This window comes from Candidatus Nitrosopumilus sp. bin_32a (assembly GCF_054095935.1).
This window is the reverse complement of the sequence record NZ_JBSWSN010000005.1, coordinates 352,828-378,662: the sequence shown is the minus strand read 5'-3', so window position 1 is coordinate 378,662 and position 25,835 is coordinate 352,828. Positions and strand designations below refer to the sequence as shown.

Below are 25,835 nucleotides of genomic sequence, written 5' to 3'. Positions count from 1 at the left end.
TTATTCTTCTTTTGAAAGTTTGTTGATGTGTGGTGATTCTTTTGCAGTTGCGTCATTGATTCGTTTTTGGACATTTATTTTGAAACATTCTTCAGAACAAAACTCTCTGACTCCTGCCTCGTATTCTCTGCCACATTCCTTACACTGCATCATTATTGTTGAACAATTTCATAATGCATATTATTTACATGATCCATAAATTCCCATTTTTGGAAACTTTTAATTTTGAATATTATTTCTCAGATGCTGCCTTGATAAATGCCGAAAATGATTCTTCGGGGAATCCTGGTCTGCTGTTAAATTCTGGATGGAATTGTACGCCTAAATAGAATTTATGTGATGGAATTTCAAGCATTTCCATTCTTTTTCCACCGTCGCTGTCAGCCGAAAATATCAATCCATTTTTTTCAAATTGAGGAATATATTCTTGATTAATTTCATATCTATGTCTGTGACGTTTACTGATTTTTGAAGCGTTGTAGATTTTTTTAGCATTTGTGTTTTCTTTTATCATGACGTCATTAGCTCCTAATCTGAGTGAGCCCCCCATATCTGAAACCTCTCTTTGTTCTGGAAGTAAATCTACAATTGGATTCTTTGTATCTGCTTTAATCTCTGTAGAGTTTGCGTCTTCCAAATTTAACACATTTCGCCCAAATGCTATTGCAGCTAATTGGAATCCAAAACATATTCCTAGATATGGTATGTTTTTCTCTCGCGCATAATTTGCAGTTTGAATTATCCCCTCTGATCCTCTGGTGCCAAATCCTCCTGGAACTAAAATTCCATCATATTTTGATAGTATGGTATAATCTGTAATTGATTCAGAATCTATCCAATCAATGTCTATTGATTTGCCGATTTTTGCACCTGCATGCTTCAATGCATGATTTACGCTCACATAACTATCTGCTAAAGTGACATATTTTCCAACCATTGCAATCTTTACTTTGTCATTTTCATGGTTGATCATGTTTTGAGCAATTTCATTCCATTTGTCCCAGTTAGATGATGCATTGACCATTCCAACTTTGCCAAACTTTGTAAATATTGAATCCATTATTCCTTGGTCGTACAGCATTTGCGGTACTTCAAAGATTGATTTTGCATCATGACATGATAAGACATCCTTGGTTGTTACATTTGTAAACATTGCAATCTTCTTTTTTGTTTTCTCTTCTAATGGTAAGGAACATCTGACTGCCAAAAAGTCTGGCTGAATACCAATTCTTCTTAATTCTTGAACGCTATGTTGCGTTGGTTTTGTCTTTTGTTCTCCTACCACATCTAAGGATGGGGCCAATGTTACGTGAACAAAAATCACATTCTCTGGGCCTTCCTCCGCTCTCATTTGTCTTAATGCTTCAAGGAATGGAAGTGATTCGATGTCTCCTACTGTCCCACCACACTCTACGATCAAAAAGTCTAGTTTTTCGTTTTCTGCAATTTTCATGATTCTATTTTTAATCTCATCGGTGACGTGAGGGATGATTTGAACGCATGCTCCGAGATACTCTCCCTTTCTTTCAGCTTCAATTACTGAGGAATATACTTGGGCTGTTGTAATGTTGTGACTTTTGGGGATGTTTTGATTTAGAAATCTTTCATAGTTTCCAATATCCATGTCGCATTCGCCGCCATCTTCTGTGACGAAGACCTCTCCATGGGCAACTGGATTCATTGTTCCAGCATCATAATTGAGATATGGATCTATTTTGATACACGATACTTTTTGATTCGCTAATTGTAATAATTTTGCAATTGAGGACGTTGTTACTCCTTTTCCAAGGCCAGACATCACACCACCTGTGACAAAAATAAACTTCGTCTGCACATTAAACAAACGAGTATCTGGTTTTTGTATGTTTTGTCGATCACGATTAGTTGAAATAGTTGTATTGCATTACTGTAACATGCGCGCATCTCTTTTTGTTTTATCTTTGTTAGTACTAATTGCAAGCTTTAGTAGTTTGGCCTTTGCTGAAAATTATGAGATAAAAATCCCCTCAGGCGCATCAGATCCTAATGCTCCTTTCTTTTGGTCAGAAAAATCAACTGGAGTGACAACTGGTGAAATAACTGTGTTTCCTGGAGATTCTGTCACTTGGAGGAATGCTGATAGTGCCCTTCACACTATAACGTCTGTATCTCAATCAGGGGTAGTTGATGGCGTTTTTGACAGTGGTGTCTTTACTGTAGGAAAATCATACACTAGACAGTTTGATGAACTTGGTGATTTTTACTATTTTTGTGTCCTTCATGAATGGATGAATGGTGTAGTTCACGTAGTCAAAAATCCTGGCAATGTCAAATCTATTAACAATGTAGGTTCTGGGTATAGTCCTGATGGTTTGGGTTTTAGAGTCAACTATATTCTTGATACAAATTTACAAAATACAGTTCATGTGATCCCTGATGATAAGAGCTTGACGTTTAGAATTTCAGAACCTTCTGAAAATGAGCAAATCACTTTTCTACTTCCTGAAAAATTAATTGAAAATCCAAATGCTGTTTTAGTTGATGGATTGATGGTTGAATTTGAGACTGAGATTACTTCTTCTGGAACTAAATTAGTCATTCCAATTACTACAAATGCTCAAGAAATTAAAATTATGGGGACCAAAGTAATTCCAGAGTTTGGATTTTTGGCAATCAGTATTTTGAGTATTGGCATAATCTCAACCTTGTTTTTGACACGCTCTAAACTCTCAATGTTTAGATAATTACGATCTTTACAATTGTGAAAAATTCGTAATCATTTCAAATGAATTTTAGATTTTGATGCCGTCTTTGTTTTATTTTTCTTAGTATGATATCTTATGAGAACCTCTAGTTTGGCGGCCATATCTGAAATTGAGTTCATCTCTGTGAAAGTTTGCATAATTGACCGCCAACTTAGACGATATTTTTTAGAGAATTGTTTGTTTTTTGAGACTCTTTGTAAATGATGCAATCTTTAACTCCAATTGATTTTGAGGTGTTTTCTCAATTAGTTTCAGATATGCACTTCCGACAATTACTGCATCTGCGCCTGCTTTGATGTATGTTTTTACATCCTCTGGTGTAGATACGCCAAATCCGATCCCTACTGGAATTTTTCCTTTGGTTTGTTTCTTAACTTGTTTTATTGCATCTAGAGTATATTTTTTAATTCCAGTTTTCACTCCTGTTGTTCCAAATATTGCAACAAGATACAAAAATCCTGATGATGCCTTAGATATTTTTTGAATTCTTGTGTTGCTGGTGTTTGGTGAAATTAGAAATATTGTGTCTGCCTTATCTTTGGCTGCCTGTAGATACTCTTTAGATTCTTCAATTGACATGTCTGGAAGAATAAATCCATCAATTCCTGCTTTTTTAGCATCTATCATGAATTTTACATATCCTTTGTGATATAGGATGTTGGTGTATGTCATTAGGATTAACGGAATGTCTGTTTCCTTTCTGATCTTTTTTACAATGCTGAAAAACTTTGCAATTTTTGTTCCGTTTTGAAGAGACACTGTACTGGCGTTTTGAATTACTGGACCATCAGCTAGCGGGTCTGAAAATGGAAATCCTAACTCGATAATGTCTACTCCTCCTTTAACCAATCCTCGTACTGTAGAGATGGTGGCTTTCTCGTTTGGAAATCCTGCCATAATGTATGCAATTAGGGCCTTTTGGTTTTTTGCCTCCAACTCTGCAAACTTTTCTTTAATTCTTGACATGTTTACTCAAATAATTCTGAACTTCTTCGATGTCTTTGTCTCCTCTTCCTGAAAGAGTAACTACAATTGATTCTGATTTTTTACTTTTCCTTGCAACTTTGACTGCTTCTGCAATTGCGTGAGATGATTCCAAAGCTGGAATTATTCCTTCTGTTCTAGTTAACAATAGAAATGCATCAATTACTTCGGCATCTGTAGCTGAGTGGTATTTTATTCGTTTAGTGTCTTTATAGTATGAATGTTCGGGACCTACTCCTGGATAATCTAACCCTGCTGAAATACTGTGAGTTTCTGTCACTTGACCTTCTTTATCTTGAAGCAGATATGTCATCATTCCATGCAATACTCCTTTACTTCCTGCAGACAATGTTGCAGAATGCATTTTGGATTTTAATCCATGTCCTGCAGCTTCAACACCTATAATTTCTGAACTCAAATCAACTAGTGGATAAAATGTTCCAATTGCATTAGACCCGCCACCAACGCATGCAATTACTGTATCTGGTGCTTTATTGCTGATTTTTTTCATCTGTGATTTTATTTCATTTCCGATGACACTTTGAAAATCTCTTACCATTACAGGATATGGGTGAGGTCCAACTGCTGATCCTAACAAATAGTATGTGTTCTCCACATTTGTAATCCAGTCACGAATTGCCTCATTAATTGCATCTTTGAGTGTTTTAGAGCCTGATTTTACTGGATGAACTTTACATCCTAGCATATTCATTCGAAGCACATTTTGTTTTTGTCTTATTGTGTCTCTATATCCCATGTATACTTCGGCTTTCATTCCCAATGCTGCACATGCCATTGCAGTTGCAACTCCATGTTGACCTGCACCTGTCTCTGCAATGATTCTTTTCTTGTTCATCTTTTTTGCAAGTAGAGCTTGACCCAAGGTATTGTTGATTTTGTGTGCGCCTCCATGTAGCAAATCTTCTCGTTTAAGATAGATTTTACCTCCTCCAATTTTTTCAGATAAATTCTTTGCATAGTATAATGGTGTAGGTCTTCCCGCATAGACTTTGAGATAATAATCTAGTTCTTTTTTGAATTTTTTATCGTTTTTAAATTTAAGATAATTCTCTTCTAGTTCTTCAATTGCTGGAACTAGAGTTTCTGGAATGTATTTTCCACCGAATTCCCCAAATTTGCCGTTTTTAGGATATTTCAATATGCATTCACCAGTTTTTTTACCTGTTCTTCAATGTTGTCACTTTTCATTATGCTTGATCCTATCAAAAATGCATCTGCTCCACACTTTTTTAGGTATTGTATGTCTTCAGGTGTGTTGATTCCGCTCTCTGATAGAATGGGTCTTGACTTTTCAATTCCTGAAAGAATGGTATCTGTAGTTCTAAGATCAATTTCTAATGTGTCGAGATTTCTATTATTAATTCCAATTAGATCAGCTTTTGTATTTAATGCATTTTTCAGTTCTTGTTTTGTATGCACTTCAAGTAAAATTTGCAATCCTTGACTGTGTCCATACTCGATGAATCCATCTATATCTGAGAGAAATTTTTGGTCATATAGTGACTGAATTACTAACATGTAATCTGCACCAATCTTTTTTGCAGCGTCAATTTGGATTTTATCAATCATGATGTCTTTCATTAGCATTGGAACGTCTACTGCCTGTCTTACTTTCATGAAATATTCTGGTGAGCCATGAAATAGATGTGGCTGTGTTAGTACTGAAAGTGCCTTTGAGCCTCCGGCAATCATTTGATTTGCAATGCTGACTGGGTCTGTCAACGTTCTGATTTTACCTAGTGATGGAGATGCAAATTTTATCTCAGTAAGTAATGTGGCGTGTGGATTGGTCTTAATTGTGTGGAGAAAATCTTTGGTTGATTTTTGTAAATTTGCATCAATATCATAGACTCCATCATCAATTGCCATCTGGGAGTTGTTTACTAGTTTTCGTAGAATATTTTCAGCCAATGTCTATCTCCTTTAGTTTTGAAATGTCTCCCGTTTCTTGTACAAACTTTTCTAATAATGAAAATGCTTTACCGCTCTTTATTGTATCTAGTGCAAGTTCAACTGCTTCTTCAAAGTTTTTGGAAATATTTGCAACTATTAGTCCTCCAGCTGCATTTAGAGCTGTGGTCTCAATCATTGCTTGGTTTGCTGTATTATTTAGCACTCTAACAAATGATTTTATTGCATCATTCCTTGTCTTGATTTGAATCTCTTGCAATGCTGATTTATGTAATCCTAATACTTCAGGATCAATTGCATTCATTAAGACTTTATTATTTTTTAAAATACATACACGATTAACCGCACTAGTAGAAAATTCATCCATTCCGTTATCTGAACGAACTGTCATAATATTTTCAACTCCTTTTCTTTTTAACAATAATGGCAATCTGTCCAAATATTCAATTGAGAATACTCCTACTAGCTGATTTTTTACACCTGCTGGATTTGATAGTGGTCCTAGGAGATTGAATGCTGTCCTTTTCCCCAGTTGCTTTCTTGCTGCTGCAACATGTCTCATTGCCGGATGGAATTTTTGTGCAAACATAAAACAAATGCTGTGCTTTTCTAAAATATCTGCAATTCTTGCAGGCTCTGAATTCAAATCATATCCAAAATATTCAAAAATATCTGCACTGCCTGAAACTCCTGAACTTGAGCGGTTTCCATGTTTTGCAACCATTCCCCCAGCAGCTGCTACGACAAATGACGCTGTGGTCGATATGTTGAATGTCTGGAGTTTATCGCCACCAGTCCCACACATGTCAATGAGCGTTCCTTGATTTTTAGCCTCAACTTTGAGTGAAAATTCCTGCATTTTATCTAGCATTCCTAATAATTCATCATCTGTTTCCCCCTTGTCTGCCAGATATGATAGGAAATCTGAATTTTCTGTATCATTAGTTTTGCCAGACAGAACGTCTGTCATTACCTTGTTCATCTCCTCATATGTGAGGTCTGTCTTTTCTTGTAGTTTAGAAATTATCTCTGAAATCATTTTATTTTCTCCTTGACTTGATTGATGAAATTACCTAGAATCTTTTTCCCATCTTCAGTCATTATTGATTCTGGATGAAATTGCACTCCTTGAATCAGATATTCTTTGTGTTCAATTGCCATAATTTCTCCATCATCAACTGCAGTAGCTGTAACTTTGAGCACATTTGGAATTATTGTTTTGTCTCCAACTAAACTGTGGTATCTTGTTGCTCTAAACGGATTCTTTACATTTTCAAATAGTTTTGATTCTAAGTGGTTGACGGGACTTGTCTTTCCATGTCTTACACACCCTGCATTAGTTACCTTGCCTCCAAATGCATCGATTATTCCTTGATGTCCTAGACACACTCCTAGAATTGGCGTGTGTGGCCCCATATCTTTAATTACTTCAGAGCAAACTCCAAAATATTTTTTGTCTTCAGGTGTTCCAGGACCTGGAGAAATTATTATTGCGTCATATTTTTTTTCTTTTATTTGCTGTAGTGTAATTTTATCATTTCTGATTACATCACACTCTACTCCTAACTCTCCCAAGTACTGTGCAATGTTATACACAAATGAATCATAATTGTCAATAATTAGAAATTTCAATTCGTTGCCTCTTTTAATGCTTGAAGCATTGCACCTGCTTTGTGTTCAGTTTCTTTGAATTCGTTTTCAGCAACAGAGTCTGATACGATTCCTGCCCCTGATTGTACAAAACCCTTGTTATCTTTTATGAAAATACTTCTAATTGCTATTGCAAAGTCACAACACCCATTATATGAAAAATATCCCACTGCCCCTGCATATGGCCCTCTTGCTTCAGTTTCTAATTCATCAATGATCTCCATTGCTCTAACCTTTGGTGCTCCTGATACAGTTCCTGCTGGAAATACTGCCTGAAACGCATCAAACATATCGTTTTCAGGTGCTAAATTGCCTACAACATGACTGACTATGTGTTGAACATGACTGAATCGTTTTATCTCCATTAATGATTCTGGATGAACTGAACCGTACTTGCAAACCCTGCCAATGTCATTTCTACCTAAATCTACAAGCATTGTGTGCTCTGCCAATTCTTTTTCATCATGAATTAATTCTTCAGATAATGCCTTGTTTTTTTCCTCATTGTCTGTAATTTTTCTTGTTCCTGCAATGGGAAATGTCTCTACTTTATCATCTGTAATTCTAACTAACATCTCAGGCGATGCTCCAATTATTGTCTTCTTTCCTTGTTTTAGATGATACATGTATGGTGATGGATTTAACTTTCTTAGTGTTTTGTACAGTGTTAAATTATCACCGTTTGTATCAAAAGTAAATTTTCTAGATAATACTACTTGGAAAATATCTCCATCATGAATGTATTTTTTTGCCTTGTTTACAATTTCAGAATATTTTGATTCATCCATGTTTGGTGTAACCTCACTTGCATGAAATTTCCCAAATGTATCCTCACTCATTACAAATTTGTCAAATCTGTTTTCATCATGATAAAAATAAAATAATTTCTCATGTATTTTATCATAAAGAATTCCATCATCATAAATCCCAAATTCAATTAGCGGTTGAGGTGAATTATGTGAATCCTCGATGTTTTCCACTAGTCTGATTGCGTCATAGTTCACCACTCCTACTGCTCCTCCTAAATATCGATAACTTTGATCATCTGATTTGCCTAGTAATTTTTTCAATTCTTCAAATGGATTTGTGGTCTGGATGGTTCTAGTTTTCTCATTTTGAGTAATCTCTACTTTATTTGAATATCCTTTTAGGATTATTTTTGGATCAAACCCCATTACTGATGTCTCAGATAAGACTTCTGGACCTGTTAATGATTCAAAGAGAAATGAATGTGAATAGTTTCTTGAAATTTTATTATAAATTTGGAATTGGTTTTCAGATAAATCTAGAGGTACTACTTTTGCTTGTGTCTTTCCAAAGGTGTCCACCCATAAACAAAATTTTGTTGGTTTATTATTTAAATTGATGAGATGCTTCTGATCTGTCTTTTTTTAGTTGAAATTGCTGATTATTTAGGCATGACATAATTACCGTATGGTACGGTACCTTTATAGTCTAGTTGATTGTAGTCTAATTACCATGCAGGGGGTAAATCAAACAATCATGCAGAAAATGCATGTTCTCAAATCACAAACTATCTCATCTTCCGTAAGTAAAGTAGAGTGTTACATTTGTGGGAAGGGATTAGAAGATGGTCACAGCATTACAGCAAAAACATTGCCTACTGGCATAGTTCTATTTTGCGACGTTCATTATTCTTTACAATAGATTAATGAAACGAAATGCTTGATAAATCTAAAATTATTTTTGAAAACCTATTCTTCTTTGAACTTGATGTGGTTTATTGTGATTGAACAAGAATTGAATAAGAGTCGATGAATTTTTTTACTGATCTTTTTGTATCAGTATAATCCACTGTAAATGCAAAATGCTGTCTCATATTTTCTGGGGTTCCGATCCCTATCAAGTTTATTCTTTGTTTTTTTGCACGTTGCAGTGATCTTAAAAATTCATTGTCGGCCTGCTCAGAGCCCAATATTCTTCCATCCGATACTATGATTAAATATTTGTTAACTGACTTGGTATCGTGTTGCAGAATTTTTAAGCCCATGTCAACTGCATCAGAAATAAATGACAGCCCTGAACTTTTTAATCCTCCAATTCTTGCCTTAACTTTTTGATTGTAACTCTCTCGATGATCTTTTACAATTAAAAATTTATTGTTAAAACTATACAATCCCCATTTACCCCCATCTCGATTTATCTCTTCTGCAGTTTCACCTAAACAGATGATAAATTTTTTCATTTCTTCAAATTTTAATTTCATACTGGAACTATTGTCAAAAACAACTACCCAATTTTCACTCTCTTTTCGTGGAATGTCTTGTTCAAAACATTCAATTTCTTCACATTGACTTCCAACTCGTTGTATTGCAGAAGGCATTTCAATCAGTCCTATCTCTTCAAATGCTGGAGAATCCACATAAAATGAGAGCGTTCTGAGCGTATTTCGTAATCGTTTTAAATCTGAGGCATTTGCATTAGTAATTCTCATAAATTCTCCAAAATTTTCAGGATTGATTTGTATTTCGTCAAAATTTGAATTTTTTCCGTATTTTTGATAACGTTCTAATTGCTGAGCTTCCAAAAATGCTTCTTTTAACCAACTTTCATTTAATTCCTCTATGTTATTTTCAAATTCTTTATTTGAAGGAATCATCATGTCGGGAATCCCTTTCTGGTATTTTTTATAAAAAGGACGATCACAATAAGGATAATTGTTTTTTGGTAAAAGATATTGATTCTTGTAAAGCAAATCTAAAAATGGAACAAGTTGTTCAATTTTATAATCATGCATTCTTGATAATGTTTCTGTAACTTTTTCCCTCCATGTCTTTTTTGTATTTTCAATTCCTGAAAATTTAGAGAAAACTTCTCGTGAAAATTCTGAACTTTTATGAATTTGATTATCGTAATGGGTATCATAAATCATTTTTATCATTGTCATGTTTTGCCAAATTTCTGGATGATTTTTTTTGAGAAACCCTTCAACTTTAACATCCTCGATAAAATTAATTACATTCCAGCCTTTTTCAAATGATTTATTTTTCAACCATTGGTCATATGCTGCATAATTGGAAAGACGTGCATGTGCTCCTGCATGATAAAGTGTAGATAAATACAAACTCCAAATTGAGTTAACATATTTTTGATAATCTGAATAAACATTTCCTTCAAGAAAATATTGATCACGAAGGCTTAGTGGGCTTGGTATGGTGACTGTGATCTTTTTTTCATATTCAATTTTTGCATATTCTATTTGGTTTGTTATGATGAAATCTACATCCTCATATGATATTCCGACTACTTTGTCAAAAATTTCTTTAGAAATCTCAAATAGGGTCTTTTTCATCTCAATTCACAAAAAACCCATAAAACCCTGTAAAGATCGACACAACCATGGATCTAAAACTATGTTTTTTTGATACTTAATGGCGTGTTTGTAAATTTTGCACAAACACCCTGTGCGTATGATTCTAGTCAGATAATGATGATTTTTGGTGATTCTGCGGTGTTATTTTCCATTCCGGAACGCGATTTTTATTTTAAATGCCGTTATCATTAACTGTGTTTTCTATACTGTATATTCAATGGTGCAATGCCCTCACTGTGAAATACAGCTGATCAGCCATGGATTCCTAAATCGTCATGTAAGGGCATTCCATTTGCCTGAAAAACTAATTTCAAATTTACAATAACTGAAATGCAGAGAAGAATTCCTTTGCTCCTTTTTTAGATAGTTCTTTATTTTTAGTCTGACAATAGTTGGTACTAAATGTGCATTTTGGACAACCTCCCCAATTCGTTTCTTCTTGACTTTTGTCAGTTGGACAATCACAGTCATTCACCAGTGAATATCCGGTGCTGAGTACTTTTTCAAACTCATCGTAGATGATTTTACTGCATCCGTTAAAGCCGTCTGATGAATTGTCATAAATGTAAATTGTTCCTTTTTCATAATATACGTCAATATCGCTTGATTCAGCTTTTGTTAAAATCTTGCTTGCATTTACTAGAACATGTGAAATAGTGTGAACGTTGGAGTCATTAACTATGGGACTTTTTGAATCAGAAATCTGTTTTGAGATGAATTCTGGAGGGAGTATTATGCTGACTGCTGAATGTTTTGATTTCCAATGGAAGTTTCTCCATCCTGAAGTATTGCCTCCATTATGCATTTCATATTTGTCTGTCGTCTCATTATAGTTCCCCTTCATGTATCCTGTAATGGTTCGATCTAGCGAAATAATTCCATAACGCAGACATATTTTTTTTCCATTAGTGATAATTTCTCGATGAGTTGCTTTACCTTCTGATGTCTGAATGATTGATGTTCTAACTATGGGGATGGTTCTCTTTTGTTTTTCATATGATTTTACAAGATATGCCCTTGCACCGTTTTGAGATTTTATCAGAGAATTTACTTCATAGTTTTGCTTGTTGAAATGATAAATTGCCTTTTGATGAAGTTGGTAATATCCTACAGGTACGCCCCTGGTTCCAATTTTTCTTGAATTGTAATAGATAGCAATTTCCCCTGACGCTCCTCGCAAGTTGATGCTGTTTGCAAAGTCAAAAAACTGTGATTTGTCTGATTCATCTGCAGATTGGTCTTCGATCTCTGCTGATTCCTCATGTTTTTCTGATATAATCGGGTTTTTTTTGTTAATTGGAATTACGTGGTCTTGTGAGAGATATTCGTCAATATGACGTGCAAAATAGTGACATGCCGCATCATCTGGATCAAAGACACAGATGGCATATGATTTTTGTCCCAGTCTTCCCGCCCTGCCTATTCTTTGAATGAAAGAATCAAACTCATTTTTGAATGCAGAAATTACTACGTCTACATGCCCAATATCTATACCCAATTCCAATGTTGGAGTACATGATAGAACATCAAGTTCTCCTGCCTTCATTTGGGATTCATACAGTTTCCTATCTCTTTGGTCCAGGCCCCCCCTGTGAATTTGGATTCTAATTCCACTATTTGCCTCTTCGACATTTGATGCAAGAAACTCTGCATCATTGTGTGAGTTGCTAAATACTAACTGTGTTGTATTATTTTTGTAACAAATTGATGATAACATCTCCATTGTAGTTCTTTGTTTGAATTTTCTAGGCATTACAAAAAACATGTGCATGTTTTGTTTTCGTCTAAATTGACTTTTGATATATGTGAATGAGTCTTCAGGTAAATCAAACATGTTTGAGAAAAATTCTTTCGAATTATCTAATGTGGCTGATGCTCCAACATACTGAACTTTGCCCATGTATCTCTTCATCCTTTTTAGAACATGATACACATTAGAGCCATGAAAACTGGTGTAGGAATGTGCCTCATCCATTACTATTATTTTTGCATTTTTGAATAATTCATTCCATTTCTTATCTTGCAAAATTAAATGGTAATTAATAAAATCAAAATTTGTTGCAATGATGAGCGATTTCTGACTAGCATCCGAGATGATCATGTCTTTGTATTCTGTACTCTGCCCTCCATGAATGGAGTATACTGCCATTTTGTCAGCGAGTTTGCATTTTTGAATTAAATCTGAAATCTTTGATACTTGGTCATCAATTAGAGCATTAAGAGGATACACAAATAGTGTGAACACTCCTGGAGTGGGGTTTTCTGAAATTTTTTGTAAAACTGGGATTGCAAATGCCTCTGTCTTTCCAGACCCTGTAGGTGCTGAAATAATTGAGTTTTCCCCTCTTAGGATTGCTCTTACTGATTCTTCTTGAAATGGTAGCAAACCTGTGAATCCATATTTTTGTAACCCCTTGATGATGCTCTCTGACAAAACATCTTTTAGAGATTCAATTGGAATTTTTTCACCTTCTGGTGCGATTAGTCTTTCATAGTGAATTAATGCAAGGGATTCTTCCTTGTGTCCTTGAATAATTTCTCTGATTATCGGGTCGTTATCCGTTAGTGATTTTGGAATTTTAGAAAGATCATACATGATACTTGTCGGTAATGGGATTTTGTTTTCAAGTTCCATTGGCTTTGGTTTTGCATATTTTTTTATTTCATCTGGATAGTATCTTATTTCTGATTCAGTTGGCCCGTCACATCTATGTGGCTCATCTGTCCTTGCATCAATTGGAATGAATTTTCCACTGTCTGATTTGAATCCCTCATCCCAGTAAATCTCAGCACCGCAACCTTTGGAGCACTGTTTAGTTTTTCCAGAATAGTTTACACCATAAGTTGGCGTTTTGACTATGATTTTCTCCGGATTGCACTTTGGACAAACCCATGGCCCACCAACATCTTCATAGCTTTGTACGAGCCTTGAATCACAGTTATGACAAAATTTCATGAATGAATTTTTAGACTGAATCACTATTAATGAACATATGATATTCTATGATTACCATGTTTCCATATTTCAAACATACTTAAAACCGAGTTTCTCATAAATTCATTATGGGATGGAGAAAAACGCTAAGTAAATTCTGTGTCATGAAAAAAGTCAGAGACAAGGCAAATGAGCCTGAAAGTAATGCAAAAGATTCTGAAAATATAGCATCTGAACAAGAAGCGATGAGAGAGGAACAACATGAGCTTGATCTTAAAGAAAATTATGAATCTGATGAAAAATATGATGAATCTAAAGACTAAATTTTAACTGTAAACTCTAGCCAACTTATTTAATGAAATTATCTACATTCTGATTATGCCTTTGGATAAGATGCCTGATCCTGATGAGTTTGTCCTAACTCACGATTCTAAGGTGTTACATGCCAAGGGAAATCCTGCTGCATGTATCATTGATAATCAAAATAATTCCAGATATGCGTCGCTGTCTGACGATCCATCATTGAAGGCTAGTCTGATTGGATTTTTGAATAAACATGATGATTTGGGGCTACTAATGGGATTAAAATTAAAGATTCAAACTGATGCTGAATACTTTGAGTATACCGTATATCCTGATGAGGAGTTTGTTGATGCTGTGATCCTTAACGAGTCAATTCATATCGTTAATGATTCTATGGATAATCTTTTTTCATTGAGAAAAATTATAACGGATCAATTTGTGAAAACCAGATCCGAGTTTGAGAAATTTAAAAAAATGCTGTAAAATCCAAATCATTCAATAACCACTGTTATCAAAAATTTTTAGTGGCAAATTTTACACAGATGCTAAACGCTCGGGAACCCATCCTTTTGGATAGGGATGATGGACATTGGTATCAGACTAAATTTGACAAAATTTATCCTTCAATTAGTACCATTCTTTCTGCAACATCTCCTGAACACAAGAAAAACGGATTACAAATGTGGAAGGAAAATGAACCAGCTCATGAATACATAACAAAACAAGCCCAAGACATTGGTACACAATCCCATAAGATCATCGAGGACTATCTGAGCAATCGTCTGGCATTGGAGGAGTTTGATTTGTTACCTGTTGCACATTTTAATAATTTGAAACCCTTTCTTGAGAATATTTCAGATGTCACGTGCATTGAACAGAGGATGTATTCAGATAAACTACAAGTTGCAGGAACCAGTGACTTGATTGCAGAATATAATGGGGAGTTATCTATCATCGATTACAAGACAAAACGCAAGCCTCAGGTTGATGAATACATGTATGAGTATTATCTGCAAACTACCTGTTATGCTCAAATGTTTGAAGAAGTGACTGGCCAGAAAATTAATCAGATTGTAATTCTTGTCAGTAGTGAGAAAAATACACGCCAAGAATTTATCAAAACATGTGATGACTATGTGGGGCCCATGATAGAACGAGTTGAAAAGTACTATCTGGATAATTTGCAATAGATTTCATTATGCTAGTTTGTCTAGTTTGCTATCTAATTCTTGAACCTGCTTTGTCAAATCACTGACTATATCATCAAAATCATCTTGTTTTTTCTCATGTTCTCGTGTTTTACCATTTGACCAATCAAACATGGCAGATAATATCTCCATTGCTTGTGATGTACAATCTGCCAAATCTTTGATGTCTAAATGCTGTTTTCTTTTTTCATCTTTGTGATAAATTATCAAGCGACCTGTTTTTTCAATTATGAATTGCTGCTGTGTTGTCGCTTCCCTGAAATCTAGTAAAAATAAACCTCTGATTGATTTTTGTAATTTTTCATTATAGTTCATTTTTTTACAAATTCTTTCTATCATTTGTTCCAACGTCGTATTTTTACCAAACCCTTCTTCTAGTTTGATCGGATTGATTATAATTTTTAAAAATTTCTTTACTGCATCTAGATGAAAATTAACGTTTGATAATTCTGAGTAAATTAAAAAACTTGTCATTTCCTCATTTTTTGTGCTAAATGTATCTAATTTACTAATTAGTTCACTCATTGAATGAGAAAATGCTTTTCTAAATTTCATAAAATTTTTGAAAAATTCTTCATCCAAATATTCTTTGTTGAACTTGACTAATCCCTGCATCTCAATATCGTTTAAGATTACTAGTGTTGCTTTGTAATTGGGTTCAAAACTCAATAATTTTTTGAATTTTCTGTGAACTTAAGCGTATTGGAGTTTTGATTTTATATTTCTGGTTCATCATATTTTTCGTCTTGAATGCATGCTTCTTGAAGTTCTAACTGATGTGATTTTTTGTGTGTTTCTTCATGTTCTTGATTTTTTAATTCTCTTTTAGAATTATCAGACATGTGGTGAATTTTTACTTGATTGCATATTGGGGCTGTCCTAATTACCCTGTTTGGCGTTTTGATTTTGCTCTAATTTTGTTTCCATCCTTTCCATCTACCTTTGAATTCTATCTCTTCTTTCTTTTCTATTATTTTTCGGCGATTCATTTCCAGGGTTTTCATCTTTTCTTGTAAACTGTCCCATTTTTCTTTAATCTCTACTCTAAGTGTGGGATCTTTGGTACGTCGATATTCGTGTTTTAGAATTGTCCATTGCTTTGTAATCTCATCGATCTCATAATTTGCTGCTATCAATTGTTTTGATATGTCTACTAGCGGTTCGTCCATTGATTAATTTTCTATTTTCTGAACTTAAGACTATTTTGATTATTTTCCATAACTGGAATTTGGAAAATGAGTATATTGTTAGCTATTGGTTTGCGTTATTTGAAAAGAGATGATTATCACATAGAATGGCCATCTAATTCTATGATGACTGAAAAAGAAATTCAAATATTGAAAAATGAATTACTTGGGAAAATAAATTCTGCAGATAATTCATACTATGGACTATCTTTAGAAAATTTGGTTCTTAAAAATTAATTTTTTTGAGACTGGAATTAGTTGGGACTAATTAGGAGTCTCTAATTTTCATACTCTTTAAATTAATCAATATGTGTGCTAAACTATGAAACAAGATTCATGCAGACGATGTGGTAATGAATTGGAAGTTAACAAAAAATGTGATGTTTGTAACGAGGAAAACCAATTTTATTGTCATGAGTGTGGCTATGTTACTGAAGAACAAATTCACTCTGAATGTGTAATGAGTAGAATTGATAAAACTTCTATTGCCAACTAGATAACACAGAAATAAATTATAGTGTAACTAAAATTATTCATGGCAGATACAATTACTGCAAAAGAACTAATGTCACAAAAAAATGATTTTGTAATCATCGATGTCCGAGAATCTGATGAACTAGAGGGTGGAAAAATTGAAGACTCTATTCACATGCCTTTGGGATTGAGCATTAGAAATGCAAAGAAAAAACAAATTGAAGACCTCAGGGACAAGAAAATTTGTACCTATTGTGGAACCGGCTACAGAGGAAACATTGCAGCTGATGAACTGGTAAAAGAGGGATTCAATGCAATTACTTTGGAGGGTGGCTATCCTTCATGGAATCAATCTTGATTTTTTATTCATTCCATATTGCTTGGGTTTTAAGCCAGGTAATCAAATCTTTGTAAAGCTTGCTTTTTTGCATATTTAACACTCCTATTTCCAAGTTGGTAGATGACTTTACTGTTTTTGTATATTTTTCATAAACTGCAAAAATTATCTTGTCGAGAAACATTTCATTTTGCATCTCTTTTTTTGCTAATTCTTCAGACTCTGTCATTGCAAAGCTTGCAAATAATACTCCGTCCGCCCAGTATGCGTTTGCCGCCTCTAGCGATGACATCATGCCGATTAGATCATCTAGGTCTAGCTTTATCATGTCTCTGACGTAAATTCTGTCATATGGTTTGTGGACAAATTCTGTCATGAGTATTGCTTTTTGTTTGCTTTAAAGAACATTCTGGTAATTTTATAACTGGTTTTTATGAAATTGGTATCATGAGTGATGCTGATGGCTCTTCAGAGCATGATGTATTTGTGACAGAATTTCCAAAAAAAGGATTTGGAATTGTTGATTATCTTCAGGGTCGGGTTCATTTTTCCATAATGGATCAAATGAAATTAATGCACAAATCTGGCATGAGTCAAGATGAAATCAAAAAGGCATTGCTTGCTAGTATAACTGATATCATAGATAGTTTTGAGCCCGAATCAAAAAGTCCTTGAATCTAATTTGGATGATTCTGCCATGATAATTTTATGGCATTGACAGTAGCAGTTGGCATGTGGCATATCGTTGTCCATTCTGTATTTGCATTCTTTGGTGTGTTCGATCATTGACAATTTTATAATTCCTCTATTCTGATGATTGTTTTAATTCCAAATAATCTGTTAACAAATCGCTAAATTCTTTTAATTTCTCTTCATCAAAATTAGACTCTCTTAGACGTTCCCAATTTTTTTCAATGTTTTCTTTTAATACGAACAAAGTTCGCTTGTCATCACAATGCATTGATTGTGTTTATGCAAATCTGAATTTATCTATTTCTTGAATCTAAACAGTCGATTCCACGGGAATGGTGATTTTCTTTTTTGCAACTTTGACTGCTATGATTCCCATTACTGCTCCTGGAATACTCATCATTCCTAGAAATATTGCCAAAGTTTCAGTAAACTCTGGAAGTAAAGAATAGCCTGAAACTCCACTAAATATGTAAAATTGAATGTATGCCATTCCAACCAAAGGCATACTGTACACTAAGAATACTGCCCCTACTAGCGCTCCTGCCATTTCGTCTCTGAATTTCCCAACTTTAATTTTATTGTTGATAATTCCATCGGCAACTAATGCTGTGATCATTGGAATTGCAAACCATGGTAGAAACACCCATAAATTTTCATTTGGAATCACATTTGCAGTCACGTTGAGGATTATCAGTCCTGCAGATGATGCACTTGCCCATCCAAATTTTTTCATGGATTTTGCTGCTCCCCAGAAAATCAACGTACAGAAAAACGGCATGGTGATTGCAAGGATAATTCCTGCGACATACGGATCTGGATTCCAGTTAATGGTTTCGCCTTTAGAAATTGGTAATGAGAATTGGAAGATAAATGCAATTACAATAAACCACAAAGATGAAAACCCCACGGTCATGGCGGGCTTTAGTGCTTTGAAATTATATGAACTCATTCTTGTTAATCCTACGATTATTCCCACTGACTGAATCAAAATCCCTGTGATTAATGTCAAGTGTGTTGGACTAAGTAATCCGTCTGTTCCGAAAAGTTCGTGCCATAGATAATCTGAAGGGCCTGCTACAATCTGAATCACACTTCCAAATATGATTAATTTTAGACCCAAAGAAAATGAATCACTGCGAATTTCTTTGTCTCTCCCAAAGATCCACAATGATACAATTGCTGCAATTAATGATATTCCTACCCCTGAGTATAATACTGCATGAGGCGGTGTGAAAAATGATTCGGGTGCGCCTATTGCATGGCTGGTAATGTCCCAACTCCCTCCCCAAATTTCCAAAACACTGCCAAATAGTGAAACAATTAAAGCAATCAGAACGATTTTTGGTGTCAATTTCACACAATACACTCAAAATATTACTTTATGAATATTTTGAATTAAGGCGACTTGGTGCAATGGCGTATTGAGAGAATCAGAACTTTAGAACAGGATTAGAATCCTGTTGCTAATTGCGGCTACATCCTTACTGAGTCAAAACTACGACCACGGTAATCACTGCAGCAGACGTAGATGTGATTGTTAGAATTGAAACTACAAAGGTATACATGAACGATAGGGAAATAATGGTATGACTAAGAAATTACCTCATGGACATAATATCGGTGGCGGCAATAGCCAGAAAAGACGTCAAGAGTTTAAAAAAAATAAATCTGATTAGACGGATTTTTGCAGTTTATCCCAACATTTGGGACTGCAAACATTGCCAGACATTTTATTCGTCTGATATTAGCCAGGAAAGGCCAATCACTTCTTCCCAATTTTGTTGATTATTGTTATCTTGCATATCCTACCATGTGAGAATTTTATATTTAACGACGATGAACGATTTATCAGTATGATTTCTCAGTACGAAAGAGTAGTGATACTTTATATCAAAATTGAATAATTATTCTTACCCGACCATACCTGGTGATGATTCAATCCTAGAATTTTTGAATCTCACCTTTCTTTAATTCTGAGAGTTTGCAGTTTTTTCGTAATAGTACTCTTGTTTCTTCAACTCTTTCTCTGATATGATTCTGCATTTTCGCATTGGAACTAGTCGTGAAACCTGCTCATAAGTATTCATGTCTCTGACATCTGCAGCATATGCAATTTGTAACAGCGGAGATTTCTCAACAATCATTGGCTTTGCTTGCTCATAGCCTCCACTTTGTCTCATTCCAGTTCGAAACAATCCTAGGTGGCTGTTATTTTTTGAAATCTGAGGATCTTGATAACAACAAATTGCAAATTCGTCGTTTTCTTTTTCAATGATAGTCAATCTGGTAAATTTATCACTCCAATCTTCAATCTCTTTGGCAATGGCCATGGCCTCATTTTTGTCTTCAAAAACTGTGGATACTACTAGTCTATCTTTCTCATATGCCCAAGATATTCCGTAAAAGTTGTTCTTCCATGTAATATCTAAAGACATGATTCTTAGACTCCATGTAATCAAATTAATGCTTTCTAATTTGTACATTGAATATCATGATTTCTGCAATGATGGACTAATCCCCATTGAACAATTGCATCTGACCTTGTGCTTATCTATTCATTTACGCCTTTGTTTAGTGATCTAGAATGCCATGAATGACCACTATTTCAAGTCGTTTGATTATCTTTTTTTCAATAACGCCTCTTCAGGAGTTTTATCTTTGTTTGATTCCCAATGCCAATTATGATGTTTCTTCCAATGAGTTTCAAGTTCTTCAGTAGTTGGCTCTTTTCCCAATGGAGTACCACACAATTTACACTGTATCATTTTTTATCTCCTTGGTTTTTTTCTTTTTTAATTTTATAATGGGATGACACTGGGCTGGTAAATTTTCTTCATCCATAATTTTTATCAAATTAATTTAACATTAAGAGTTTGCTTTATTTGGTTTGGGCTTGCCTTTAGTATTTTTGTTTGCTTGATATTTTTCTCTCTTTCTTTTTTGTTCTAAATCTAATATGGAATATGTTTTTCCAGCTTCACATAGTTTCATCTCTCCTGTATGATTATCATGAATTGATTCAAAGGCATCTCCAGATAATAATTCTCCAACAATACTCCATGTCATGTCTTCTGATACATCAAACTTGTATGATATGGTTGATACTTTGGTGAAATAACCACTTTGCGAATTTCTCTTTACAAAACTCTCTACCTTCTGTTCTGTTGATAGGACAGGTTCACTTTTTTTGAAATTTCTATATTGTTTTCTCTCTGACATTCTCTTTCTTTACTCTCATCTTGTATTTTAGCTCAATCCTTTGCATGCAGTGTATCTGGATCATTGTTGCCTGGCAAATATTTATCTCCTAACATATTTTTCATTTTTTCATCAAATTCTTCCTGTAATCGCGTAAGATACATTTCAGCTTCTGTTTCATCATCTGGAATTCCTGTATCTGTATCAAAATTAAATCCAGTTGCTAGATGATAAAATTCTTCAAAAAATTCTTTACAGTCAATTACATCTGCTTTTTCATCAATTCTTACCGCAAGACAACCATTCTCCATTCTGAAATTGAGACACACTTCCTCCTCTATCATGATATCTGCCATGACTGACATGAGATATGCTACATATTTTGAATCTAATTTTCCTTGATCTTTGTTTGAAATCCATAATTCATACCCTTCAAAGAAATTCTCAAACGTCCTAACTACAACATCTCGAATGATTGAATCGGGATTTGCCAATTTAGTTTTCCAGGATTCAAAACTATCTCTTTCTGCATATACTGTGTCAAAAGTTAATTCTTCATTAATTTGTTCAAATTCCCAAATCTGCTTATTAGTCCACATTGGTGAATATTCCTGAATTAATTTTCTTGTTACTTGATCCAATGTTTTTTATGATTTTTTCTTCTGTTTAATCTTATCTTGGACTAATTAATTCCTGATTTGAGAAATTCTATTGTACATTCTGCCAACTCTTTGCTTGCGTGTCTTTTGATATCGTGTTTACAATTGGGACATGTGCCTGAATCTTCTTGAGAAAATTCACCTCCTACTTGTTTCATGCAACATTCCATCAGCTCTTCAGTAGAATGGGATTCCATTGCAAGTTTACATGTTGGACATTCTGTCAAATTAATACAATTCATAAAACTTTGTTGTTATTAAATTATATTTGATTTTTTAAAGCGTAGCATATGTCTCAAAATGAAAAATTTCAAAATAAATTACATTGTATTTGCAATGAGGATGTTCTTTTTGAAATCATTGATGACATTGAATGTGACTGGGGAAATCACACTGTAATTCAATGTCCTAAATGCGAAGAACTTTTTTCAATTGATTGCCTATGCCCTGCGTTTCAAAATGCCCTAAAACTGTTCCCCTCAAATGATCAATTGTTTTCTGATAAGCAAAAATCAGATTATTTGAAAAACTCTCATCCAAATTAAAAATCCAAGCCCTAGATAAAATTGGTAATAGATGTAGAGTACGTAGGCGGTTACCGATATCAAGATATTCTATGGCAATAATTCTACTTTGATTGTTATTTTAAAATAAAAAAAAGTATGAAAAAGTTGATTTAATTTATCAAAAAATTCAATTGAGCCTATTTCTGATATTTTAATGGAAAGTTTTAGGTACTTCGATTCATTTAATTTAATATTGAAATTGGCAATTGTCATAATCATACTATTGGCTGGCTTTGGGTATGCGTGGTATGCTGATTTGTTACCTTTCGACACTGAGACTAGTAAAAGATTCTCGCCTTCAATTGAAAACTTTCAGCAAATCTCTAATGCCGTCACCTCTGAGGACCATCAAATCATTTACTATTCTTTTGAGGATGTTCCCGATATTCCTGATAAACAAATTCCAATTGATGCATTGAAAAAAGCAATTCAAACTTGGGAGCAGTATAACCCGAACTTGGAATTTATAGAATCTGAAAACTCTAACATTGAAATAAAATGGCAAAAATATGCTTCAGTTACTCATACTGGTTTAGCCACATGTAACTCAGTTTTGTTTGGAATACTAAGTCACTGTGTTTTAGATATATCTGTTGGCGCAGAGGATTGTAATTCTACTTTTGTACAAAATGATGAAAATATGGTTGTAAATATTCTGATGCACGAGATGGGCCATGCAATGGGGTTGGGTCATACTAGTGAGAAAAGTCATTTGATGTATTCTACTGAATCTCCTGAAATTGAATACGACACTAAGGGATATTCTATTCCTGAAAGATTTGAAGAACTTTACGTGGGACAAAAACTATTGCTATCTCAAGAAAAAGAAGTTAAATCTCAAATTGAATTGTTGGATGTCAAGATTGCACGTGAGCAATCACAATATGATGAATATTACAAACAATACGAGTTCTATGAAGGGAAGACACTTGCTCCAAAAGAATTTGAGAAAGCCCAACGATCTTTTGATAAAATAAATTCACAGGCAGAGAAAGTTAATGCTTTGATTGATCAACAAAACAAGTTAATCCTAGAAATTAACGATATTTTAAATCAACTTGGTTGCAATCCTAATTTTGAAATTATCTCCTGATTATCCAAATAACAAAACTAATCCTGCGATTAATGCTGATACTGAAATTCCCATCCAAATATAAAATTTTTTCAACATGGTAATCTTGAAGCTCGCCTAGATTAATAGTTTAGAATTGAGAAAGCAAGTAAATTTGATACCATTTTCATCGGCCCTTTGGGGGTTACAGTAGATATCAAATCCACAATCATCTTGCTTTCAATATTTCTAATGATTGTTATTTTCAAAAATTCTTAAAATTAACCATGTCTTGAATTTTGATCAAAAAGGGTTGAAAAAGCGATCCATTCTACGATGTTGTAAGATTGAGGCTAAGATTTGAAAATCCTCCGCATGAATAATTTTGTTCATAATGCACACACGTTTTCTTTTAGTCTAATGGGTATAATCTAAAATAATTCATCTGTTTGACGGCCTTCGTACATTTGCCTTAGTCGACCATGCCTAGAATTTATTTGCCGTCAAACACTTTTTTTCCAAAATCATCTGAATCCTAAAAAATAAAGAATAATTTTATTCTGATAAAAATACATCTAGGTAATGGGTGAAAAAACAACATTGGAGTGGTCTCCAAATTTTATGCTTTCATGGTCTGATTTTCAAGCAGAATCAAATCCTGCTGTATTTGAAGACAGTCATAGTGTGATAAAATACAGATTCACCTGGATTGTAAATTCGGAAAATGTTGATGGAAAAATTGTTTTCTTGATTGATGATCTTTCTCTCTTTGCAGAATTCCATCCCTTACTGTCCTGGGTACGTTCATCTGAAGCAAATGAATCCTTGCTATCTCACGAACAAGGACATTTTGATCTGGCTGAACTTGTACGACGTGAAAATATTACAAGTTTAGAAACAAAATTTTACAAAAAATATTTCTCAACTCGTGGCCAAAATGATGAACAACTAAAACAGTTTGCAAAAGAAGATTCTGGCAAAATGATTAATGAGGAAGTGGAAAAACTTCAATCTCTTTTTGATGAAAAGTCTACACAGTATCAAAATGGGACAAATTATGGTAAAAATATTGAAGAGCAATCAAAATATAATTTAATTTTTAAGCGATTGCGATCATAATCTGTCTTGCAGTGCGGACTGCTTTGTTAAATGCTGACGGAATAATTTTGATTTATGAAAACTGCAAAGTTGCCTAAATTTAATTGGGATGAATTATCCGAACGTAATTCTGGTCATACTGCAAATGAATGGGGTTTAGAAAAGAAAAAATCTGCGCCTAAAACTTTTGTATCTTACACTGTATCTTGGGATGATTAAGTTCTGTTCTGTATAATTTTATTTTCGGGACTTGAATTAATGTAATTTACCAGGCTCCTATAATATTTTAAATGAAAATTTAAATCTCTGATTTCTGTTTGTTTTAACTCCTCAAGCTCTGGACCGAAATCTGTTTTGTTTGTTTCAATGTGATTTAATGTATTTTCGTTTACCTCAATCATGTGAAAAAGACTATGCAACACTTCTCCTTTTGTGAGAGTTCTATCACATGATTTTTGCAATAATGTTTCAACCCAATCCATATTGATCATGAAAATAATTCTTATATTCACTCCAGAATTTGAAAAATTCTGACCTTTGCTCTATTTTTTTTAGTCTAGGCTTGAATTCTTATTTTTTTACTGCCTGTTTTTTTCTTTCCATGATTTCTTTATTTCTTTCAATGTCTGAATGAACTTCGACATGCTCGTATAGCTCTTCTTTTGATTCAAACAACTGTTCGCAATAATAGCACTGGTGCATTACATCATTACCGCTATCTAAGTTAAATTGGTTTCTTGAAAAATACGTAAAATTTGTTCCTATGGTGTGTAATGATATTGAATATTAAAAATATTGAAAATAATGTGTGGTGATAATCGGATAGATTATCTACCGTTTTGCTCTTTTACTTTTTGTGCAAGGTCACCGAAAGGATCTTCATGCCACTTTTCCTTATTCAAATCGGCACCAAGAACACCGGTTTTAGGTAACAATCCTTGTTCTGCTGCTTGTGATAGCACTGCATCTTCAGGAACATAATTTTTTTGGTTTTCAGTACCGTAAATGATGGCGCCAGCCATTGCTAAAACACCCACGGCAATTCCAACATAAATCATTGCGTTTGACATGAAACAAAATGATGTATTTTTCTATTAATCAAGTAAGTATACATTGCAATGCAGTGAACTCATCTAGTGTGTTTCTAACTTGATCTCAGAATTACACACAGGGATGTCGCCAGTTTGATTTTTGAAGTCATCAATTAATTGCAATTGCATCTCTTTGGGATTCTCTGCAAATACTCTTTGATAAAATGATGTTTTTTGTTTACATTCATCTCCCTCAAATTCAGTCTCTACATATTTTGCAAATCTTTCTTCTAGATTATCTGTTTCTCCAATGTATATTGGATCTTTATTTCTATTATACAAAACATACACTCCTGGATTTTTTTTCACATATTGGGAACTGTCTGTCCAAACCCTCATCTTGTCATCTAATAATTCCATGATCTAAGATAATGGTACTAGATATTAAACT

General features: G+C 34.1%; 38 protein-coding genes. 13 read left to right on the top strand and 25 right to left on the bottom strand.

The annotated features are described in order from the left end of the window. Both ACW9XH_RS07180 and pyrG read right to left on the bottom strand, forming a co-directional pair. Entirely contained in the window at positions 1–153 is a 153-nt protein-coding gene (locus tag ACW9XH_RS07180) for a hypothetical protein (RefSeq protein WP_457759957.1), read from the bottom strand. Between the two features lie 79 nt (positions 154–232). After that, complete coding sequence (gene pyrG, locus ACW9XH_RS07175; RefSeq protein WP_457759956.1) at positions 233–1,834, bottom strand: glutamine hydrolyzing CTP synthase; 1,602 nt, start codon at positions 1,832–1,834, stop codon at positions 233–235. A 79-nt stretch (positions 1,835–1,913) separates the two neighbouring features. Between pyrG and ACW9XH_RS07170 the strand changes: the two genes are divergently transcribed. Beyond that, positions 1,914–2,723 (top strand): cupredoxin domain-containing protein, encoded by an 810-nt coding sequence (locus tag ACW9XH_RS07170; protein WP_457759955.1) that lies wholly within the window; start codon positions 1,914–1,916, stop codon positions 2,721–2,723. A gap of 32 nt (positions 2,724–2,755) precedes the next feature. Here the strand turns inward: ACW9XH_RS07170 and ACW9XH_RS07165 are convergent, their stop codons facing one another. Genes ACW9XH_RS07165 through ACW9XH_RS07135 form a run of 7 tightly spaced genes read right to left on the bottom strand, consistent with a single transcriptional unit; the run spans position 2,756 to position 8,638 of the window. Continuing rightward, a complete protein-coding gene (locus ACW9XH_RS07165; RefSeq protein WP_457759954.1) occupies positions 2,756–2,881 on the bottom strand; it encodes a hypothetical protein in 126 nt (41 codons plus the stop codon). 28 nt (positions 2,882–2,909) lie between these two features. After that, on the bottom strand, positions 2,910–3,710 hold the full coding sequence (gene trpA, locus ACW9XH_RS07160) for a tryptophan synthase subunit alpha (RefSeq protein ID WP_457759953.1): 801 nt from the start codon (positions 3,708–3,710) through the stop codon (positions 2,910–2,912). Then, positions 3,697–4,887, bottom strand: a complete 1,191-nt coding sequence (trpB, locus tag ACW9XH_RS07155) for a tryptophan synthase subunit beta (protein ID WP_457759952.1) — start codon at positions 4,885–4,887, stop codon at positions 3,697–3,699. The genes trpA and trpB overlap by 14 nt, the downstream gene beginning before the upstream one ends. Beyond that, a complete protein-coding gene (locus tag ACW9XH_RS07150; protein WP_457759951.1) occupies positions 4,884–5,660 on the bottom strand; it encodes an indole-3-glycerol phosphate synthase TrpC in 777 nt (258 codons plus the stop codon). The genes trpB and ACW9XH_RS07150 overlap by 4 nt, the downstream gene beginning before the upstream one ends. Next, positions 5,653–6,699 (bottom strand): anthranilate phosphoribosyltransferase, encoded by a 1,047-nt coding sequence (gene trpD / locus ACW9XH_RS07145; protein ID WP_457759950.1) that lies wholly within the window; start codon positions 6,697–6,699, stop codon positions 5,653–5,655. The genes ACW9XH_RS07150 and trpD overlap by 8 nt, the downstream gene beginning before the upstream one ends. Then, positions 6,696–7,292 carry an anthranilate synthase component II gene (locus ACW9XH_RS07140; RefSeq protein ID WP_457759949.1) on the bottom strand — a complete coding sequence of 199 codons (597 nt, stop codon included), beginning with the start codon at positions 7,290–7,292 and terminating at the stop codon, positions 6,696–6,698. The genes trpD and ACW9XH_RS07140 overlap by 4 nt, the downstream gene beginning before the upstream one ends. Further along, the gene (locus tag ACW9XH_RS07135; protein ID WP_457759948.1) at positions 7,289–8,638 is read right to left on the bottom strand and encodes an anthranilate synthase component I family protein; all 1,350 of its coding nucleotides are present in this window, start codon (positions 8,636–8,638) and stop codon (positions 7,289–7,291) included. Before ACW9XH_RS07135 ends, ACW9XH_RS07140 begins: the two co-directional genes overlap by 4 nt. 175 nt (positions 8,639–8,813) lie before the next feature. On the opposite strand from ACW9XH_RS07135, the gene ACW9XH_RS07130 reads away from it, so the two are divergent. Continuing rightward, positions 8,814–8,978: a hypothetical protein gene (locus ACW9XH_RS07130; protein ID WP_457759947.1), complete on the top strand. Its 165-nt coding sequence runs from the start codon at positions 8,814–8,816 to the stop codon at positions 8,976–8,978. A gap of 73 nt (positions 8,979–9,051) precedes the next feature. Here ACW9XH_RS07130 and ACW9XH_RS07125 read toward each other — a convergent pair whose 3' ends face one another. Together ACW9XH_RS07125 and ACW9XH_RS07120 are read right to left on the bottom strand one after the other, a co-directional pair. Further along, complete coding sequence (locus ACW9XH_RS07125; protein WP_457759946.1) at positions 9,052–10,623, bottom strand: vWA domain-containing protein; 1,572 nt, start codon at positions 10,621–10,623, stop codon at positions 9,052–9,054. Positions 10,624–10,960: 337 nt separating this feature from the next. Continuing rightward, positions 10,961–13,600 carry a DEAD/DEAH box helicase gene (locus tag ACW9XH_RS07120; RefSeq protein WP_457759945.1) on the bottom strand — a complete coding sequence of 880 codons (2,640 nt, stop codon included), beginning with the start codon at positions 13,598–13,600 and terminating at the stop codon, positions 10,961–10,963. A 107-nt stretch (positions 13,601–13,707) separates the two neighbouring features. Here ACW9XH_RS07120 and ACW9XH_RS07115 point away from each other — a divergent pair, with 107 nt between their 5' ends. The 3 genes from ACW9XH_RS07115 to ACW9XH_RS07105 are packed head-to-tail and all read left to right on the top strand — an operon-like array spanning position 13,708 to position 15,072. After that, a complete protein-coding gene (locus ACW9XH_RS07115; RefSeq protein WP_457759944.1) occupies positions 13,708–13,902 on the top strand; it encodes a hypothetical protein in 195 nt (64 codons plus the stop codon). 55 nt (positions 13,903–13,957) lie between these two features. Then, positions 13,958–14,365 carry a hypothetical protein gene (locus tag ACW9XH_RS07110; RefSeq protein ID WP_457759943.1) on the top strand — a complete coding sequence of 136 codons (408 nt, stop codon included), beginning with the start codon at positions 13,958–13,960 and terminating at the stop codon, positions 14,363–14,365. A 41-nt stretch (positions 14,366–14,406) separates the two neighbouring features. Further along, the gene (locus ACW9XH_RS07105) at positions 14,407–15,072 is read left to right on the top strand and encodes a PD-(D/E)XK nuclease family protein (protein ID WP_457759942.1); all 666 of its coding nucleotides are present in this window, start codon (positions 14,407–14,409) and stop codon (positions 15,070–15,072) included. A 6-nt stretch (positions 15,073–15,078) separates the two neighbouring features. Here ACW9XH_RS07105 and ACW9XH_RS07100 read toward each other — a convergent pair whose 3' ends face one another. The 3 genes from ACW9XH_RS07100 to ACW9XH_RS07090 form a co-directional block, all read right to left on the bottom strand. Beyond that, entirely contained in the window at positions 15,079–15,759 is a 681-nt protein-coding gene (locus tag ACW9XH_RS07100) for a hypothetical protein (protein ID WP_457759941.1), read from the bottom strand. A gap of 47 nt (positions 15,760–15,806) precedes the next feature. Continuing rightward, complete coding sequence (locus ACW9XH_RS07095) at positions 15,807–15,932, bottom strand: hypothetical protein (protein ID WP_457759940.1); 126 nt, start codon at positions 15,930–15,932, stop codon at positions 15,807–15,809. 69 nt (positions 15,933–16,001) lie between these two features. Then, entirely contained in the window at positions 16,002–16,259 is a 258-nt protein-coding gene (locus tag ACW9XH_RS07090) for a hypothetical protein (RefSeq protein WP_457759939.1), read from the bottom strand. Between the two features lie 66 nt (positions 16,260–16,325). Between ACW9XH_RS07090 and ACW9XH_RS07085 the strand changes: the two genes are divergently transcribed. From ACW9XH_RS07085 to ACW9XH_RS07075, 3 genes are all read left to right on the top strand, one after another. Beyond that, positions 16,326–16,514, top strand: a complete 189-nt coding sequence (locus ACW9XH_RS07085; protein WP_457759938.1) for a hypothetical protein — start codon at positions 16,326–16,328, stop codon at positions 16,512–16,514. Positions 16,515–16,599: 85 nt separating this feature from the next. Next, positions 16,600–16,773, top strand: coding sequence for a hypothetical protein (locus ACW9XH_RS07080; RefSeq protein WP_457759937.1), 174 nt, complete (start codon positions 16,600–16,602; stop codon positions 16,771–16,773). Between the two features lie 39 nt (positions 16,774–16,812). Continuing rightward, positions 16,813–17,109: a rhodanese-like domain-containing protein gene (locus tag ACW9XH_RS07075; RefSeq protein WP_457759936.1), complete on the top strand. Its 297-nt coding sequence runs from the start codon at positions 16,813–16,815 to the stop codon at positions 17,107–17,109. A gap of 4 nt (positions 17,110–17,113) precedes the next feature. On the opposite strand, the gene ACW9XH_RS07070 is transcribed toward ACW9XH_RS07075, so the two are convergent. Then, a complete protein-coding gene (locus tag ACW9XH_RS07070; RefSeq protein WP_457759935.1) occupies positions 17,114–17,464 on the bottom strand; it encodes a hypothetical protein in 351 nt (116 codons plus the stop codon). Between the two features lie 71 nt (positions 17,465–17,535). Between ACW9XH_RS07070 and ACW9XH_RS07065 the strand changes: the two genes are divergently transcribed. Further along, the gene (locus tag ACW9XH_RS07065; RefSeq protein ID WP_457759934.1) at positions 17,536–17,763 is read left to right on the top strand and encodes a hypothetical protein; all 228 of its coding nucleotides are present in this window, start codon (positions 17,536–17,538) and stop codon (positions 17,761–17,763) included. A gap of 130 nt (positions 17,764–17,893) precedes the next feature. On the opposite strand, the gene ACW9XH_RS07060 is transcribed toward ACW9XH_RS07065, so the two are convergent. From ACW9XH_RS07060 to ACW9XH_RS07030, 7 genes are all read right to left on the bottom strand, one after another. Beyond that, the gene (locus tag ACW9XH_RS07060) at positions 17,894–18,049 is read right to left on the bottom strand and encodes a hypothetical protein (RefSeq protein WP_457759933.1); all 156 of its coding nucleotides are present in this window, start codon (positions 18,047–18,049) and stop codon (positions 17,894–17,896) included. A gap of 42 nt (positions 18,050–18,091) precedes the next feature. Further along, positions 18,092–19,138, bottom strand: coding sequence for a hypothetical protein (locus ACW9XH_RS07055; protein ID WP_457759932.1), 1,047 nt, complete (start codon positions 19,136–19,138; stop codon positions 18,092–18,094). Positions 19,139–19,748: 610 nt separating this feature from the next. Further along, positions 19,749–20,216, bottom strand: a complete 468-nt coding sequence (locus ACW9XH_RS07050) for a hypothetical protein (RefSeq protein ID WP_457759931.1) — start codon at positions 20,214–20,216, stop codon at positions 19,749–19,751. Positions 20,217–20,399: 183 nt separating this feature from the next. Further along, positions 20,400–20,546, bottom strand: a complete 147-nt coding sequence (locus ACW9XH_RS07045; RefSeq protein ID WP_457759930.1) for a hypothetical protein — start codon at positions 20,544–20,546, stop codon at positions 20,400–20,402. Between the two features lie 100 nt (positions 20,547–20,646). After that, the gene (locus ACW9XH_RS07040; RefSeq protein ID WP_457759929.1) at positions 20,647–21,000 is read right to left on the bottom strand and encodes a hypothetical protein; all 354 of its coding nucleotides are present in this window, start codon (positions 20,998–21,000) and stop codon (positions 20,647–20,649) included. 32 nt (positions 21,001–21,032) lie between these two features. After that, positions 21,033–21,620 carry a hypothetical protein gene (locus ACW9XH_RS07035; protein ID WP_457759928.1) on the bottom strand — a complete coding sequence of 196 codons (588 nt, stop codon included), beginning with the start codon at positions 21,618–21,620 and terminating at the stop codon, positions 21,033–21,035. A 41-nt stretch (positions 21,621–21,661) separates the two neighbouring features. Beyond that, positions 21,662–21,880, bottom strand: a complete 219-nt coding sequence (locus tag ACW9XH_RS07030; protein WP_457759927.1) for a hypothetical protein — start codon at positions 21,878–21,880, stop codon at positions 21,662–21,664. A 48-nt stretch (positions 21,881–21,928) separates the two neighbouring features. Between ACW9XH_RS07030 and ACW9XH_RS07025 the strand changes: the two genes are divergently transcribed. The 4 genes from ACW9XH_RS07025 (at position 21,929) to ACW9XH_RS07010 (ending at position 24,572) form a co-directional block, all read left to right on the top strand. Beyond that, entirely contained in the window at positions 21,929–22,183 is a 255-nt protein-coding gene (locus tag ACW9XH_RS07025; RefSeq protein WP_457759926.1) for a hypothetical protein, read from the top strand. A gap of 244 nt (positions 22,184–22,427) precedes the next feature. After that, positions 22,428–23,297 (top strand): matrixin family metalloprotease, encoded by an 870-nt coding sequence (locus ACW9XH_RS07020; RefSeq protein WP_457759925.1) that lies wholly within the window; start codon positions 22,428–22,430, stop codon positions 23,295–23,297. A 540-nt stretch (positions 23,298–23,837) separates the two neighbouring features. Then, the gene (locus tag ACW9XH_RS07015; RefSeq protein ID WP_457759924.1) at positions 23,838–24,374 is read left to right on the top strand and encodes a hypothetical protein; all 537 of its coding nucleotides are present in this window, start codon (positions 23,838–23,840) and stop codon (positions 24,372–24,374) included. A 54-nt stretch (positions 24,375–24,428) separates the two neighbouring features. After that, the gene (locus ACW9XH_RS07010) at positions 24,429–24,572 is read left to right on the top strand and encodes a hypothetical protein (RefSeq protein ID WP_457759923.1); all 144 of its coding nucleotides are present in this window, start codon (positions 24,429–24,431) and stop codon (positions 24,570–24,572) included. Here ACW9XH_RS07010 and ACW9XH_RS07005 read toward each other — a convergent pair. The 3 genes from ACW9XH_RS07005 to ACW9XH_RS06995 all read right to left on the bottom strand — a co-directional run bounded on the left by ACW9XH_RS07005 (position 24,569) and on the right by ACW9XH_RS06995 (position 25,804). Continuing rightward, positions 24,569–24,835, bottom strand: coding sequence for a hypothetical protein (locus tag ACW9XH_RS07005; RefSeq protein WP_457759922.1), 267 nt, complete (start codon positions 24,833–24,835; stop codon positions 24,569–24,571). The two genes, ACW9XH_RS07010 and ACW9XH_RS07005, sit on opposite strands and share 4 nt — an antisense overlap. Before the next feature lie 345 nt (positions 24,836–25,180). Then, the gene (locus ACW9XH_RS07000) at positions 25,181–25,423 is read right to left on the bottom strand and encodes a hypothetical protein (protein WP_457759921.1); all 243 of its coding nucleotides are present in this window, start codon (positions 25,421–25,423) and stop codon (positions 25,181–25,183) included. Between the two features lie 63 nt (positions 25,424–25,486). Continuing rightward, positions 25,487–25,804: a GIY-YIG nuclease family protein gene (locus ACW9XH_RS06995; protein ID WP_457759920.1), complete on the bottom strand. Its 318-nt coding sequence runs from the start codon at positions 25,802–25,804 to the stop codon at positions 25,487–25,489. Positions 25,805–25,835: the final 31 nt, after the last annotated feature.